Raw genomic sequence first — 16,746 nt, forward strand, 5'->3', positions numbered from 1 at the left:
ACGTAGACCTGTGTGTTGGCGATGGGCCGGCCGATGGGCACGGAGCCGCCCACGGCGTCTCCGGGAGCCATCACGTGGCAGGTGGTGAAGGTCGTGCTCTCCGTGGGCCCGTAGCCGTTCACGAGGCCGCGCGACAGGGCCAGCCGCTCGCGAACCCTCGGCACGGGGAGCACATCGCCTCCGGCGAGGAGCTGCGCCACCGCCGCCAGGGCCCGGGGCTGCTCCTGCTGCATCTGGTCGAAGAGCGCCGCCGTCAGCCAGAGCACCGACACCCGATGCCGGAGCAGGGCCTGACCCAGCTCGTCCAGCGACGGAACCGCCTGGGGAAAGAGCACCAGCCGGCCGCCGTGCAACAGTGCACCCCAGATCTCCAGGGTCGACGCATCGAACGCCAGCGGCGCCAGCTGCAACACGACTTCCGAGGGCCCCAGCTTCACGAAGCGCGAGCCGATCAACAGCCGCACCACGCCCCGGTGGGGAATGGCCACGCCCTTGGGCGTCCCCGTCGAGCCCGACGTGTACGTGACATACGCCAGCTGCTCCGCACGGACGGGCGCGTGGAACGCCTCCGCCGGCTGACGTGCGATCCGTTCCCCGTCGGAGTCCAGGCACACCACCGGGCGCGAGGACTCCGGAAGCACCGGCGTCAGCGACTGATGCGTGAGCACCGCCGCCACGCCCGAATCCTCGAGCAGGAACGCCAGCCGCTGGGCCGGGTAGGAGGGATCCAGCGGCACGTAGCAGCCACCGGCCTTGAGGATGCCCAGCAGCCCCACCACCAGCTCCACGCTCCGGTGGAGACACACCCCGATGCGCGGCTCAATGCCCAGGTCCAGCGTCAGCAGGAAGCGCGCGAGCTGATTGGCCCGCGCATCCAGTTGCCGATAGGTGAGCGTCGCCCCTTCCGCCTCGACGGCGATGGCGTCTGGTGTCCGGAGCGCCTGCTCCTGGAAGAGCGAGTGGATGCTGGCGTCGCGGGGGAAGTCGGAAGCGGTGGCATTCCACTCGACGAGCACCTGGCGCCGCTCGTCCTCGCCGAGCATGGAGACGGAGGCCAGGGGCGCGTCGGGCCGCGCCAGCAGTGCGTCCACGAGGCGGCCGAAGTGCGCGGCCAGTCGCGAGGCGGTGCTCACCTCGAAGAGGTCCGTGTTGAAGGCGAGCGTGCCCTGGAAGCCCTCGGGAGTGTCGGAGAGGATGAGCTGCAACTCGAACTTGGAGGTCGCCGTGTCCGCCTCCAGGGGATGCAGCGACAGGGCCTGGTTCCGAAGGGGCTCCGTGTTGGGCGCGCCTTGCAGGGAGAAGAGGACCTGGAAGAGCGGGGCGCGGCTCATGTCGCGCGTGGGATGGAGTTCCTCCACCAGCCGTTCGAAGGGCACGTCCTGATGCGCGTAGGCCCCGAGCGCCGTCTCCTTCACCTGCGCGAGCAAGGCCCGGAAGGAGAGGGCGGGAGCGACGCGTGCGCGAAGCACCAGCGTGTTGACGAAGAAGCCGATGAGGTCTTCGAGCTCACCGCGTTGACGCCCAGCGATGGGCGAGCCGACGGTGACGTCCTCCTGGCCCGCGTAGCGGGAGAGCAGCACCTGGAAGGCACCCAGCAGCAGCATGAAGGGCGTGACGCCTTCCTGGAGGCCCAGGGCCTTGATGCGACTGGACGTCTCTGCCGGCAGGACGACGGACACCTGCGCGCCGTTGGAGGACTGCACGGGAGGCCGGGGCTTGTCCGTGGGCAGCTCCAACGGAGCGGCGCCGGAGAGCTGCTGCTTCCAGTAATCCAGTTGTGCCTTGAGGACGTCGCCTTGCAGCCACTGCCGCTGCCAGACGGCGTAGTCGGCGTACTGCACGGGCAGGGGTGGCAGCGGCGAAGGCCTGCCCTGGGAGAAGGCCTCGTAGAGGGCGGCTACTTCGCGCACCAGCACGCCCATGGACCAGCCGTCGGAGACGATGTGGTGCATCGTCAGCGCGAGCACGTGCTCCGTGGGCCCCAGGCGCCAGAGCTTCGCGCGAGCCAGCGGGCCGGCGTCGAGCTGGAAGGGCCGTGAAGCCTCCTCGCGCAGCTGCGGCTCCAGTGCAAGGGCGCCCGCCTCCACGACGACGAGCGGCAACTGTGACGTGGGCGAGATGCGCTGAAGCGGCTGGCCTTCGTGCTGGACGAAGGTGGTGCGCAGGGCTTCGTGACGGTGCACCAGTTCGTCGAGCGCGCGTTGCAGCGCGGCCTCATCCAGGGGGCCCACCAGCCGCACGAAGGCGGGCATGTGGTAGGCGGCGCTCATTGGCTGCAGCTGGTCGATGAACCAGAGGCGCTGCTGGGCGAAGGAGAGGGGGAGGTCCCCATCGCGCGGGACGGGGCGCAGGGCAGGGGCTTGCGTGCGCGCGGCGGAGTCGATGCGTGCCGCGAGCGCGGCCACGGTGGGCGCTTCGAAGAGGGCTCGCACCGGCAGCTCCACCTCGAAGGCCTGGCGGACCCGCGAGACCACCTGCGTGGCCAGCAGCGAGTGGCCACCGAGCGCGAAGAAGTCCTCCTCCACGCTGACCCGCTCCGCGCGCAACAGTCCGGCCCACAGGGCCGCGAGCCGTTCCTCGGTGGGGGTTCGCGGGGCGATGAAGGCCTCCGCGCGGGTCGTGTCTTCCGGCGCGGGCAGGGCCTTGCGATCCCGCTTGCCGTTCGAGGTGAGCGGCATCGCCTCCAGGTGCACGAATGCGGACGGCACCATGTAGGCCGGCAGCCGCTCCTGGAGGAAGGCGCGCAGCTCCCCGGCGGGCACGGGCTCCGCCGCGCTCACGACGTAGGCGACGAGCCTCGGGTCTCCGGGCATGTCCTCACGCGACACGACCCAGGCTTCCCTCACTGCGGGGTGCTCGCTCAGGGCCGCGGTGACTTCTCCCGGCTCCACGCGGAAGCCGCGCACCTTCACCTGGAAGTCGGCGCGGCCGATGAACTCCACGCGCCCGTCCGGCAGCCAGCGCACCCGGTCCCCGCTGCGGTACATGCGCGCGCCCGGCAGCGGGCTGTGCACGTCCGGCAGGTAGCGCTCCGCCGTCAGCTCCGGCCGGCCCAGGTAGCCGCGGGTCACCTGCGCGCCGCCGATGAACAGCTCGCCCGGGATGCCCACGGGCACGGGCCGCAGCCCTTCGTCCAGGACGTACAGCCGCGTGTGCGCCAGGGCCCGGCCCAGCGGCACCGGTGCCTGGGGCCGGACCTCCACCGGTCCCGCGATCACGCCCACGGTCGTCTCCGTGGGGCCGTAGTGGTTGAACAGCTCGCAGTCCGGCGCCAGTGCGCGCACCTGCTCCAGCAGGGCCGGCGAGGAGGACTCGCCTCCCAGCACCAGCTTCCTCCGGGGCAGGACGTGGCGAGGCTCGGCCGCCGTGAGCAGCGCCGCCAGGTGCGACGGGACGATCTTCATGCAGTCCACCGCGTGGCGCTGGAAGTACGCGGCCACCTCCGTGGGACTGCTGGCCAGCTCCTGCGGCAGCACGTGGAGCAGGCCTCCCGTGCACAGCGCGGGGAAGAGCACCGTGTTGCCCAGGTCCGCGGCGAACGTGGAGACGAGCGCGAAGCTCGCGCACTCCTCCAGCCGCAGCCTTTCGGTGGCGGCCCGCACGTACTGGAAGAGCTGGGCATGCTCCACGGCCACGCCCTTGGGCCGGCCCGTGCTGCCTGACGTGAAGAGGACGTAGGCCAGTGACCGCGCGGTGGCACCGTGGGCAGGCGCTTCCCGTGGCTGGGCCGAGAGTTCCTGCGCGTCCGTGTCCATCCGGACCACGTGCGCCGCGAGCGAAGTGAAGGCCTCCGTGTGACGGGATGCCGTCACGACGACGCGTGCCGCGACCTCCTCCACCAGGGACCGCAACCGCTGCGCGGGTTGGGACGGCTCCAGCGGGACGTACGCCCCCCCGGCCTTCCAGACCCCCAACAGCGCCACCACCATGTCCACCGAGCGCTCCAGGCACAGCCCGACGCGCACCTCGGGCCCCACGCCCAGCGAGCGCAGCCGCCACGCCAACTGGTTGGCGCGCGTGTCCAGCGCTCCATACGTGAGCACCTGATCACCGCAGGCCACCGCGGGCCGCTCCGGGTGGCGAGCGGCCTGCGCCTCGATGAGCGCGTGCAGCGGGCCCGGCGCGACGAAGGCGTCCGCCGTTGCGTTGAAGCCTTCCAGCAGCTGCGCGCGCTCCCCGGCGGACAGCAGGGACAGGTCGCCCACCGGAGCATCCGGCGCGGCGAGCGCGGCCTCCGTCAACGTGCGCAGGTGTTCGCCCATGCGGATGATGGTGGCCGCGTCGAACAGGTCCGTGCGGTAGAGGATCTCCCCGGTCAGGCCCTCGGGTGTCTCCGCCAGCGAGAGGTTCAGGTCGAACTTCGCCGCGACGACGTCCGACTCCACCGGACTCAACTCCAGCGCGGACGCGCCTCCCTCCACCTGGATGGCGGCGTCCGGCGTGTTCCTCAGCGTGAACATCACCTGGAAGAGAGGGGAGTGACGAAGGGAGCGCTGGGGCTGGAGCTCCTCAACGAGCTTCTCGAAGGGGAGGTCCTGGTGCTCGAAGGCAGCGAGGGTGGAGGCGCGTACCTCGGAGAGGAGGTGGCGGAAGGAGCGGTGAAAGGAGATGCGGGAGCGCAGGACGAGGGTGTTGACGAAGAAGCCGATGAGGCCCTCGGTCTCGGAGCGGGTACGGCCTGCGATGGGCGCGCCGACGCTGATGTCGTGCTGGCAGGAGTAGCGGGAGAGGAGCAGCTGCCAGAGGGCGAGCAGGGCCATGAAGGGAGTGGCGCCCTGCTGCTGGCAGAAGGTGAGGAGGCGGGAGGTGAGGGCCGCGGGAAGCTGGACGGGGACGTACGCGCCGCGAGAGGACTGGACGGCGGGACGGGGTCTGTCGGTGGGCAGTTCCAGCAGGGCGGGGGCACCGGAGAGTTGCTGGCGCCAGAAGTCGAGCTGGCGTGAGAGGACGTCACCTTGCAGCCACTGCCGCTGCCAGGAGGCGAAGTCGGCGTACTGGAGAGGCAGGGGCGCGAGAGCCGCGACGAGGTCCGAGGAGGAGGCGGCGTAGAAGGAGGCCACCTCGCGCACGAGCAGGGCCATGGACCAGCCGTCGGAGACGATGTGGTGCATCGTCACCACCAGCACATGCTCCTCCGCGCCCACTCTCAGCAGCAGGGCTCGCAGCAGCGGCCCCTCCGCCAGATTGAACGGGCGCCAGGTCTCCGCTTCGGCACGTTGCCGCACCTGGGCCTCGCGCTCCGTGTCCGGAGCGTCTGACAGGTCCACCTCTGGCAGCGTGAACTCCTTGGGCGGCTGGATGACCTGCACGGGCTCGCCGTCCTGCGTGGCGAAGACGGTGCGCAGGGATTCGTGACGCTCGACGAGCGCGGTGAAGGCTTTACCCAGCGCTCCCCGGTCCAGACGTCCGCGGACGCGCAGCACCGTGGGGATGTTGTAGGCGGTGCCACCGGGCTCGATCTGCTCGATGAGCCACAGGCGCTGCTGCGCGAAGGACAGCGGCAGCGCGCCCGTGCGCGGCACCGGCAGCAGGGGCGGGGCCCGCGATGCGTCCTCGGGCCGGGCCGCGTCCAGCCTTCGTGCGAGCGCCGAGAGCGTCGGGGCTTCGAAGAGGGCTTGCAGCGGCAGCTCCACGCCGAAGTCCGCGCGGATGCGGGAGACGAGCTGGGTGGCCAGCAGCGAATGGCCTCCCAGCTCGAAGAAGTGATCATCCGCCCCCACGCGCTCCACCTGGAGCAGCGGCGCCCAGAGCGCGGCGAGCCGTTCCTCCGTGGGCGTGCGCGGGGGCACGTGGCCCGGCGTGCCGCTCGCGCGGAGCTCGGGTGAAGGCAGGGCCTGCCGGTCCACCTTGCCACTGGAGGTGAGCGGCAACGCCTCCAGCACGACGAACGTCGCGGGCACCATGTACTCGGGCAGCCGCTGCTGGAGGAACGCGCGCAGCTCGGCCACGCCCGGGGTCCCGTCCCCGGTTGGCACCACGTACGCGACCAGCCTCGGCAGCCCCGGCGCATCCTCGCGCACCAGCGCCACGGCCTGGAGTACCGCCGCGTGCGCTTGCAGCGCGGCCTCCACTTCACCCAGCTCGATGCGGAAGCCGCGCAGCTTCACCTGGAAGTCGGTCCGGCCCAGGTACTCGACGTCCCCTTCCTGCCTCCAGCGCACGCGGTCGCCGGTGCGGTACAGCCTCGCGCCTGGCTCGGTGCCGAAGGGGTCGGGGAGGAAGCGCCCGGCGGTGAGATCCGGACGGCCCAGGTAGCCGCGGGCCAGTCCCACGCCCCCGATGAACAGCTCCCCGGGCACGCCCACGGGCACCGGCCGCAGGTGCGCGTCCAGCACGTAGAGCCGCGTGTTGGGCCACGGCTTGCCGATGCCGGGCGCGTCGGCTCGGACCGGCCCTGGCGTGATGGAGGCGCAGACGGTGGCTTCGGTGGGACCGTAGGCGTTGAGCAGCGTGCGGCCCTCGCTCCAGCGCCGGGCGACCTCCGGGGACAGGGCCTCGCCCGCGGAGATGACGGTGCGGAGGCTCTCGAGGCCTTCCGACGTCAGCTGCGCCAGCACCGACGGCGTCAGCGTGACGGCGGTGACCTCCTGCTCGGACAACAGCGCGCGCAGGGGCGCGTCCGGCAGCAGCCGCTCCCGGGGGGCCAGCACCAGCGTGGCTCCCGCGAGCAGCGGCGCGAAGGTCTCCAGGATGGCGGCATCGAAGGTCGGGGACGCGAATTGGAGGACGCGGCTCGCGGGAGACAGGTCATGGGCCCGGACCGCCGCGAGCACCGAATTGCACAGCCCTCGGTGCGCGAGGAGCGTGCCCTTGGGCCGGCCCGTGCTGCCCGAGGTGTAGATGACGTAGGCCAGGTGGCCCGCGTGGATCTCCACCTCCGGTGGCGTCGTGGGGCGGCGCGAGATGGCGGCCGCGTCGGTGTCGAAACAGCACGGCACGCAGGACGAGGACAGGGGCAGCACGTCCAGCAGCGCGTCCTGGGTCAACAGCACCTGGAGCCCCGAGTCCTCCAGCATCAGCGCGAGTCGCGCGGTGGGGTGGGCGGGATCCAGGCAGAGGAAGGCGCCTCCCGCCTTGAGGATGGCGAGCATCCCCACCACGCCCTCCACCGAGCGCTCCACGCACAGCCCCACGATGACCTCGGGGCCGACGCCCAGCGCGCGCAGCTGGTGCGCGAGTTGATTGGCGCGCGTGTCCAGCTGGCGGTACGTGAGGTGTTGCGATTCGAAGACGACCGCGCGCGCGTCCGGCGTGCTCCGGACCTGCGCCTCGAACAGCGAGTGCAGGCTCGCCTCGCGTGGGAAGTCCGCGTCGCTGGCGTTCCAGTCCACCAGCAGCTCACGGCGCTCGGCGTCCGTGAGCAGGGGCAGCTCGGACAGCCGCAGGTGGGGGCTTCGCAGTGCCGCCTCCAGCAGCACGTGCAGGTGGGTGACCAGGCGCTGCGCCGTCTCCGGACGGAACAGGTCGCTGGCGTACTCCAGCACGCCCGTCAGGCCTCGCGGCGTGTCGGTGAGCACCAGCGTGAGGTCGAAGCGGCCCGTGCCGCCCTCGAGGGGGATGGGCTCGAAGCGCAGCCCCGGCGCCTCCAGCGTGCCCATGGGCATGTTCTGGAACGTGAAGTTCACCTGGAAGAGCGGCGAGCGTGAAGGGTCCCGCTCAGGCCGCAGCACCTCGACGAGCTTCTCGAAGGGCAGGTCCTGGTGGGCGTGCGCCTCCAGGGTCGTGTCGCGCACGCGGGCGAGCAGCTCGCGGAACGTGGGGTCCGCGTGCAGGCGTGTGCGGTACACCAGCGTGTTCACGAAGAAGCCGATGAGCGCTTCCTGCTCCGCGAAGCGGCGGCCGGCCATGGCGCTGCCGACGCTCACGTCGTCCTGGCCCGAGTAGCGGCTGAGCAGGGCCTGGAATCCGGCCAGCAGGGCCATGAACGGGGTGACGCCCTCGGCCTGGCACAGCGCGGCCAGTGACTCGGAGAGCGCACGCGGCAGGGCGACGGGCACCGCGTCACCCCGGAAGGACGCCACCGGTGGACGCGGGAAGTCGGTGGGCAGCGTCAGGAACGCGGGGGCGCCTTCCAGCTGCTGACGCCACCAGCGGATCCTCGACTCCAGGGCCTCACCCCGAAGCCACGCGCGCTGCCAGGCGGCATGGTCGGCGTACTGCACCGGCAGCGGGGTCAGCGCGGAGGGCTGTCCGGACGCGAAGGCCTGGTAGAGCGCCACCATCTCCCGGACGAGCACGCCCAGCGACCAGCCGTCGGAGACGATGTGGTGCATCGTCACCACCAGCACGTGCCGCGTCTCTCCCAGGCGGATCAGCACCGCGCGCAGCAAGGGCCCCGCGGTGAGGTCGAACGGACGCAGCTGCTCCTCGGCCGCGAGCCGGTGCGCCTCCGCTTCGGGAGCGCCGTGGGACGACACGTCGAGGACCGCCAGCCGGAAGGCCGCTGGCGCGTGGATGCGTTGCAGAGGCGCGCCGCCGTCCGCGTGGAAGGTGGTGCGCAGCGCCTCGTGCCGGCGGACGAGCTCCGTGAAGGCCTGCTCCAGCGCGGCCGTGTCGACGCGGCCCTCCAGGCGGAGGGCGGACGGCATGTTGTAGGCGCTGCCTCCCGGATGCAGCTGCTCGAGGAACCAGAGGCTCTGCTGGGAGAAGGACAGCGGCAGGGGCCGTCCGTCGCGGGGCACGGGTGTCAGTGGCGGGAGGACGCTCGCGGGGGCACCGGTGGTCGCGGCGTCCACGCGCTCCGCGAGCTTCGCGGGCGTGGGCGCTTCGAAGAAGGCGCGCAGGGGCAGCTCCACGGCGAAGGCGGACCTCACGCGCGCGAGCACCTGGGTGGCCAGCAGCGAGTGGCCGCCCAGCTCGAAGAAGTCATCGTCCACGCCGAGCGTGTCGATGCCCAGCATCTCCTGCCACAGCTCCACCACGCGGCGCTCGGTGTCGCCACGGGGGGCCACGTACGGCGTCGCCAGCGGCGGGCGGGGATGCCGTCCGGTGTCCCGGGGCCGGGACCCGTCCGTCGGATCCGCAGCCGTCCCGGACGTCCCACCGGCCTCCGGCTCCTCAGCGCGCGGCGGGCCCCGGGAAATCCACCAGCGTCCCCCTTGAGCCGAGGCGGCGAGCAGGCCCAGCCACACCGGGATGACCTCCTCCCGCCACGCGTCCAGGTCCACCACGTACCAGCGCGGCCCCGGGCCCCGGTTCTGCTCCGCCGCGAAGGTGTCCATCGCGGCATGCGCGGCGGCCAGCACGCCACGCCCCACGCCTCCCACGACGGCCGTCAGCGAGGAGCACACTGTCACGAAGTCCGGAGCACGCCCCTGGAGGGCCCTGGCCAGCGCTCCCAGCACACCGACGCGGGAGCGGAAGACAGGTGCCCACGCCTCGGGAGTGGCGTCCGCCAGGGGTTGCCTGGCCGCGCCCGCCGTGCCCTCCGGCACGAAGAAGACGCCGTGGAGCGCGCCGAAGCGGGCCTCGGCGGCGAGCAGCCCCTGGAGGAGCGGCTCGGGCTCACCCGCGCCCATCGGCGCGAGGAGCACGCCCTGCGCCCCCGTGCGCTCAAGGCCCCCGAGGCGCTCCATGTTGGGCGCCTGGGGCACGGTATCGGTCAGCAGCACCAGCCGCGCCCGCGCGGTGGTGGCGAGCGCCTCGGCCAGGGCAAGGCCTCCGGCCTCCAGATCCCCCAGGACCACGTACACGCCGCCCTCGCGCAAGGGCGAGGGGGATGCCGCCGCGCGTGGCGGGACGACCGGCTCGAACGACTCCGTGAAGCGGTGCGGCCCGCGCAGCGCGACCACGGCCGGCCCGCCCGCGCCCAGCTCCGCCACCAGCCGATCCGCCCAACGCGGACCTTCCTCCGGCCGTGGCGCGCTCACGTCGATGGCGCGGCAGCGCAGCCCCGGGTACTCCTGGGACAGCACCCGACACACGCCGGACACGGTGGCCTGCCATGCGCGCAGGGGCTCCTCGCCCGTCACGTCCTGGGCGCCACACGTGAGCACGGCCAGCGTCACGGGCCGCTTGGCCGCGGCCGGCCCCAACCGCCGCGCGAGGTCGAGCAGCCCGTGAAGCACGCGGTCCACCGCGCCCGGGCCCTCCGCAGGGGCCAGGGGCCACAGGAACGCGACATGATCCGGCCCTTCGCCAGCCGCCAGCCGTTCCTCAAGCGGTGCCCAAAGCGACTCCGGATCCAACGCGAGCACGCCCGAGCCCCGTGCTTCCAGCCGTTCCTCAAACGGTGTCCGGGACGCGTCCGGGCTCAGCGCGAGCACATCCGCGCCACGCGCTTTCAGCCGTTCCTTGAGCGGCTTCAAGGGTGCGTTCGAGTCGAGCGCGAGCACGTCCGCGCCGCGCGCCTTCAACCGCTGCGCGATGCTTCCGCCAGGCGCGTTCGCATCCTCCAGCACCAGCCAGCGCTGAGCGTCGAAGCGGGGGACAGGGGCGCCCGCGATGCGCTGCCATGTGGGCACTGCGCACTCGAGCGCGGGCGTGACGTCCTCGCGGGGGACCTCGGACACGGCGAAGGCCGGAAGCCGGGCACCCGGAACGGACGCGACCGCGAGCAGGTCGAAGCGCTCCCGCTGGAAGGGGTAGGGCGGCAGCGGGACGCGGCGGCGGGGCTCCTTGCCGTACAGCTTCGCCAACTCGATGGGCGCACCGGCCAGCCAGAGCCGGGCGGCGGTCTCCGTCAGGTGCAGGTGGGCGTCCTGGCCGTCACGCGGGCGGGGCAGCGACGTGAGGGCGGTGGGAGGACTGCCCGCGGGCGCGCACTGCCGGACGAACGTTCCCAGGGCCTGGCCCGGACCGACTTCCAGATAGAGCCGTTCCGCGCCCCCGAGCAGCGTGGTCGCGGCCTGCGCGAAGCGGACGGGCTCGCGCAGGTGGCGCGCCCAGGTTCGTGGATCCGTGGCCTGCGCGGCGGTGATCCACGTCCCGGACAGGCTGGAGACGTACGGCCGCTTCGGCGGCGACAGGCGCACGCGCGAGAGCTCCTGGAGGAAGCCCGCCACCATGGGCTCCACGGCCTCCGAGTGAAACGCGTGCAGCGCGCGGACCCGCCGGGTGCTCACACCTCTGGCAGCCAGCGTCGCCTCCAGCGCCTCCAGCGCGGAGGAGGGCCCGGCCACCACGACCAGCGCGGGCGCGTTCACCGCCGCGACGGACACCCCCGGCGGCAGCAGCGGCGCGAGCGCGTCCTCCGGCAGGGACACCGACAGCATTCCGCCGGGCGGCAGTGCGTCCATGAGGCGTCCGCGCGCGGCAACCAGCGCCAGCGCGTCGGGGAGCGAGAAGACGCCCGCGAGGCACGCGGCCACGTACTCGCCCGTGCTGTGGCCGACCATGGCCTCCGGCTCCACGCCGAACGAACGCCACAGCTGCGCGAGCGCGTACTCCACCGCGAACATCGCGGGCTGCGCGAAGGTCATCCGCTCCAGCAGCGCTTCGGCCTCCTGTGCTGCCTGAGCCGGAAACAGCACGGAGCGCAGGTCGCGGCCCAGGTGCGCGGCCAGCGCGTCGCAACACGCGTCCAGGTGCTTGCGGAAGACGGGCTCCGCTTCGTACAGCGCGCGGCCCATGTCCACGTGGTGGCTGCCGTGGCCCGGGAAGAGGAACACCACGGGGCGGCGCGTGTTCACGCTGAAGCCCCCCAGGTGGCGGCGCGGATCCGCCAGCGCGGCCCGCGCATCCTCCAGGTTCCGGCAGAGCAGCGCGCGCCGGTGCTCGTGCGTGCGGCGGCCTCGCTGGAGCGTGGACGCGACGTCCGCCAGCTCCAGGCCCGGCGTGCGCTCCAGGTGCGCGGCGAGCCTCGCGGTGGCCTCGTCCAGCGCCCGGGGCGTGCGCGCGGACAGCGGCAGCACGTGCCACGCGCGCCGGGTGCCGGCGGCCTTCGCGCGCGGCGGCTCCTCCAGCACCACGTGGACGTTGGTGCCTCCCAGGCCGAACGAGCTGACCCCGGCCCGGCGCTTCACCGCCCCGTCCCACGGCCGGGGCTCGGCGGTGACGAAGAAGGGGCCGCCGTCGAAGTCGATGGCGGGGTTGGGCTGCTGGAAGTGGGGCGTGGGCGGGATGACCGCGTGCTTCAGGGCCAGCACCGTCTTGAGCAGCCCCGCCACGCCCGCGGCGGAGTCCAGGTGGCCGATGTTCGCCTTCACCGTGCCCAGCACACAGCGCCGCGTGCCCGAGCGCGCACCGCCGAAGGCCTGGTTGAGCGCGGCGACCTCCACCGGGTCGCCCAGCGCCGTCGCCGTGCCGTGCCCCTCCACGTACTGGAGGTCCTCCGGCTCCACGCCCGCGACGCCCAGCGCCTCCGCGATGGCGGCCGCCTGGCCCTCCACGCTGGGCGCGGTGAAGCCCGCCTTGGCGGAGCCGTCGTTGTTGACGGCCGACCCGAGGATGACCGCATGGATGGTGTCCCGATCCCGCACCGCCTCCGACAGGCGCTTGAGCACCACCACGCCCACGCCCGAGCCGAAGATGGTGCCTTGCGAGCGGGCGTCGTACGCGCGGCACAGCCCGTCCGGGGAGATGATCATCCCCGGCTGGTACGCGTACCCGGCCGCCTGCGGGAACGCCACGGAGACGCCGCCCGCGAGCGCCATCTCGCACTCGCCCGACAGGAGGCTCTGACAGGCCAGGTGCACCGCCACCAGCGCGCTGGAACAGCCCGTCTGCACGGTGGCGCTCGGCCCCCGCAGGCCCAGCCGGTGCGAGGTGCGCGTGGCGACGAAGTCCTTGTCGTTGGCGAGCGACAGGTTGTACAGGCCCACCGTCTGCAACAGCTCCGGGCGCCGCAGCAGCGCCTGGAACAGGTACGAGCTGGTGCTGGTGCTCGCGAAGGCGGCGATGGCCTCCGGGAAGCGCTCCGGGTCGTAGCCCGCGTCCTCCAGGGCCTCCAGCGCCGTCTCCATGAAGACGCGCTGCTGCGGATCCAGCACCTCCGCCTCGCGCGGGCTGTAGCCGAAGTACCCCGCGTCGAAGTGCGTGGGGCCGTCCAGCGGATACGCGGCGCGCACCCAGTCCGGCCGCTCGCGCTGGGCCTTGGGCACCCCGGCCTGCTCCAGGTCCGCCTCGGTCAGCTCGCGCCGCGAGTGCACGCCGCGCCGGAGGTTGTCCCAGAAGGCGTCGAGCGTGGGCGCGCCGGGAAAGCGTCCCGACATGCCAACGATGGCGATGCGCTCCACCGTGTCCGCCGTCTCCTCAGACATCCGCGTCTCCGTCCAACTCCGGCTCCAGCTCCACGTCGTCGTCCGAGTCCGTGTCCCGCGCGGGCGCGGCCACCGTCCTGCGCGCGAACGCCTGCCGCCGGCGCGACCGGTCGCGTCCGGACTTCGCCCCGTTGTCGGATCCGCCACCCTGCGCCATGCGCTCCGCCAGGGCCCGGACCGTGGAGTGCTGGAAGAGCACCGTCAGCGGCAGCTCCACGCCCATCTCCGCGCGCAGCCGCTGGTGCAGCCGCAGCGCGAGCAGCGAGTTGCCGCCCAGTTCGAAGAACGGATCATCCAGGCCCACGCGCTCCACCTGGAGCACCTCGCTCCAGAGCCGGGCCAGCTGCTCCTCCCGCTCCGTGCGCGGCGCCTCGAACGTCCGCCCCGAGTCCAGCTGCCCGGACGTGGGCGGCGGCAGCGCGCGCACGTCCAGCTTGCCGTTGGCGGTGAGGGGGAACGCGGGCACGGCGACGAAGGCGGACGGCACCATGTGCGGAGGAAGCCGCTCCAGGAGGAAGGCATGCAGCGCCTTCGCGGTGGGAGGCTGTCCCGCCGTGGCCGGGACGAGCCACGCGACGAGCCGCTGGCCCCCCGCGGGCGTGTCCTGGATGAGCACGGCGGCCTCCTCCACCGCGGCGTGCTGGCGGAGCGCCGCTTCAATCTCGCCCAGCTCGATGCGGAAGCCGCGCAGCTTCACCTGGCCATCCAGCCGGCCCAGGAACTCCAGCTCTCCGTCCGGCCGCCAGCGCACCCGGTCTCCCGTGCGGTAGAGGCGCGCGCCGGCTTCCGACGCGTAGGGATCCGGCACGAAGCGCTCGGCCGTGGTGCCCGGCAGGTTCAGGTAGCCGCGGGCCAGGCCCACGCCGCCCACGCACAGCTCCCCGGGGACGCCCACCGGCACCGGCGACAGCCGCGCGTCCAGCACGTACACGCGCACGTTGGGGATGGGGCGGCCCAGCGGCGGGGCGCGGCCCTCCGGGCGGACCTCCGTCGCGGTGGCCGTCACCGTCACCTCCGTGGGCCCATAGCCGTTGATGAAGCGCCGGCCCTCGCCCCAGCGCGCCACCAGCTCCGCGGTGCACGCCTCGCCGCCGGAGAAGACGGTGCGCAGCGCGGGCAGGCCCGTGGCGTCGGTGGCCGCGAGCGCCGTGGGGGTGGCGTTGAGCACGGTGATGGCCTGCTGCTTCAGCACCTGGTGCAGCGGCTCGCCGGGCATCAGCCGCTCCACGGGCGCCAGGCACAGGGTGCCGCCGGCGGTGAGGGTGGCGAAGATCTCCTCCACGGACACGTCGAAGCCGGGGTTGGAGAACTGGAGCACGCGCGAGCCCGGGCCCAGCTCGCTGACGCGCGCCTCGTGCACCACCAGGTTGCAGGCCGCGCGGTGCGTGGCCACGACGCCCTTGGGCTGGCCCGTGGAGCCGGAGGTGTAGATGACGTAGGCGGGGCCGTCCGGCAGGGGCGCTCCGGGGGGCGCCCGCGAGCTGTCCGCGTCGGGGACGCCGTCCTCGAAGCACACCGTGCGAGCACCCGGCGCGGGAGGCAGTCCCGCGAGCAGGGGACGGTGCGCCAGCAGCACCTTCACGGCGGAGTCCTGGAGCATGAAGGCCAGCCGCGCCGCGGGATAGGTCGGATCCAACGGCACATACGCGCCGCCCGCCTTGAGCGTCGCGAGCATGCCCACCACCATGTCGAACGAGCGCGAGGCACACAGCCCCACGTACGTCTCCGGCCCCACGCCTGAGCTGCGCAGGTGCCACGCCCACTGGTTGGCGCGAGCGTCCAGCTGCCGGTAGCTCAGCGCTTCGCCCTCGAAGGTGAGCGCGAGAGCGTCGGGCGTGCGGCGTGCCTGGGCCTCGAAGAGGGTGTGCAGCCCGTCCTCGTGGGGGTAGGGCGCGGATCCGCCGCTCCACGCTCCCAGCACCTGCTCGCGCTCGTCCGGGGTGAGCAGGGGCAGCCGCGACAGGGGCTCCTGCGGCGCGGCCAGGGCCCCCTCCAGCAAGCGGCTCAGGTGCGCCAGCATCCGGCGGACGGTGCCGGGCTCGAACAGGTCCGTGGCGTACTCCGCGGTGAGGCGCAGCCCCTGGGGCAGGTCCTCGGCGATGAGCGTCAGGTCGAACTGGGCGGAGCCCGTGTCCACCGGACGCGCCTCCAGTTGCAGGCCGGGCGCCTCCAGGGGCGGCAGCGGTGCGTTCTGGAGGACGAACATCACCTGGAAGAGGGGCGCGCGGCTTGGGTCGCGGCCCGGCTTGAGGGCGTCCACCAGCCGCTCGAAGGGAAGCTCCTCGCGAGCGAACGCGTCGAGCGCCACCGGCTGGAGCCGCGCCAGCAGCTCCCGGAACGACGGGGCGCCGGACAGGTCCGTGCGCAGGACGACCGTGTTGACGAACAGGCCGATGAGCCCCTCCAGCTCCGCGCGGGGGCGGTTGGCCACGGGCGTTCCGACGGCGAGGTCCTCCTGGCCGGTGTAGCGGTGGAGCAGGGTCTGGAACGCCGCGAGCAGAGTGACGAACAGCGTGCGCCCTTCCTTCCGGGCGAACGCCTTGAGGTCCGCGGTGAGCGCGGCGGGCAGTTGGAGCGCTTCACGAGCGCCGCGAGTGCCCAGCACCGCCGGACGAGGCTTGTCCGTGGGCAGCTCCAGCGACGCGTGCGGATCGATGCGCTCGCGCCACCACGCGAGCCGCGCCTCCGCCTCCGCGCCCTCCTGGGCCCGGCGCTGCCAGCCCGCGTAGTCGCCGTACTGCAACGGCAGCGGCGGCAGCGCGGAGGGCTTCCCTTCGAGGAAGGCCGCGTAGAGCGCCGTCAGCTCGCGGACGACGACGCCCATGGACCAGGCGTCCGACACGCCGTGGTGCATGGCGAAGAGCAGCAGGTGCTCGCGCGCGGACAACTGGAAGAGGCGCGCCCGGAACAGCGGCCCCCGTTCCAGGTCGAAGGGCTCACGGGCCACCTCCGCGACGCGCTGCACGGCCCGGGGCTCCCGCTCCGGCGGGGGAAGTGCCTGCAGGTCCTCCACCGGGAGCGCGGCCTCCTGCGTGGGCGCGATGACCTGCACGGGCCGGCCGTCCGCCAGCGAGAAGGTGGTGCGCAGCGCCTCATGGCGGAGCACCAGCGCCTGGAGCGCGCGCTGGAGCACCGGCGCCTGGAGCTCGCCCGTGAGCCGCACGGCCACCGGCATGTTCAGCGACGCCCCCCCGGGGCTCCACTGTTCCAGGAACCACATCCGTTCCTGCGCGAAGGAGAGCGGAGCGCGCTTGGGTGCCGCGACCTTCTCCTGGAGGAGCTTCGCTAGCAGGGCCCGCTTGTCGTCGGTGGGTGACGTCATGGATTCCGGTATTGCCCTGGAGGGCATGGAAACGTTGAGAACCCCGCGAATGTCTCACGAAACATCCCAGGCTCCGATACACGCCGGCAGGCCCCCTGCTTCGCGGCGGGTTTGACCCAGGGGCGGGGGACTTGACGCCGACGCCGCGGCCCCTCGCGCCCGCGAGCCAGGGACTCGTCCCCGGGCAGGTGGTGGCGGGGCGCTACCGGGTGGAGCGGTGGCTGG

2 protein-coding genes (1 of these 2 running past the window's edge) are annotated in these 16,746 nt (G+C 73.0%); both read right to left on the reverse strand.

From position 1 onward, the window contains the following. Nucleotides 1–13,199 carry the 5' portion of a non-ribosomal peptide synthase/polyketide synthase gene (locus NR792_RS02530; protein ID WP_375758467.1) on the reverse strand. It extends 11,521 nt beyond the left edge of the window, so only the first 13,199 of its 24,720 coding nucleotides appear in the window; the start codon lies at nt 13,197–13,199; the stop codon falls past the left edge of the window. Beyond that, on the reverse strand, nt 13,192–16,521 hold the full coding sequence (locus NR792_RS02535; RefSeq protein ID WP_375758468.1) for an amino acid adenylation domain-containing protein: 3,330 nt from the start codon (nt 16,519–16,521) through the stop codon (nt 13,192–13,194). The genes NR792_RS02530 and NR792_RS02535 overlap by 8 nt, the downstream gene beginning before the upstream one ends. Between the last annotated feature and the right edge of the window lie 225 nt (nt 16,522–16,746).

The organism is Corallococcus exercitus (assembly GCF_042231735.1).
GTDB classification, from domain to species: domain Bacteria; phylum Myxococcota; class Myxococcia; order Myxococcales; family Myxococcaceae; genus Corallococcus; species Corallococcus exercitus_B.

Coding starts and splice junctions, on each gene's coding strand:
- NR792_RS02535 (WP_375758468.1), bottom strand. CDS start 16,521: ATGACGTCACCCACCGACGACAAGCGGGCCCTGCTAGCGAAGCTCCTC.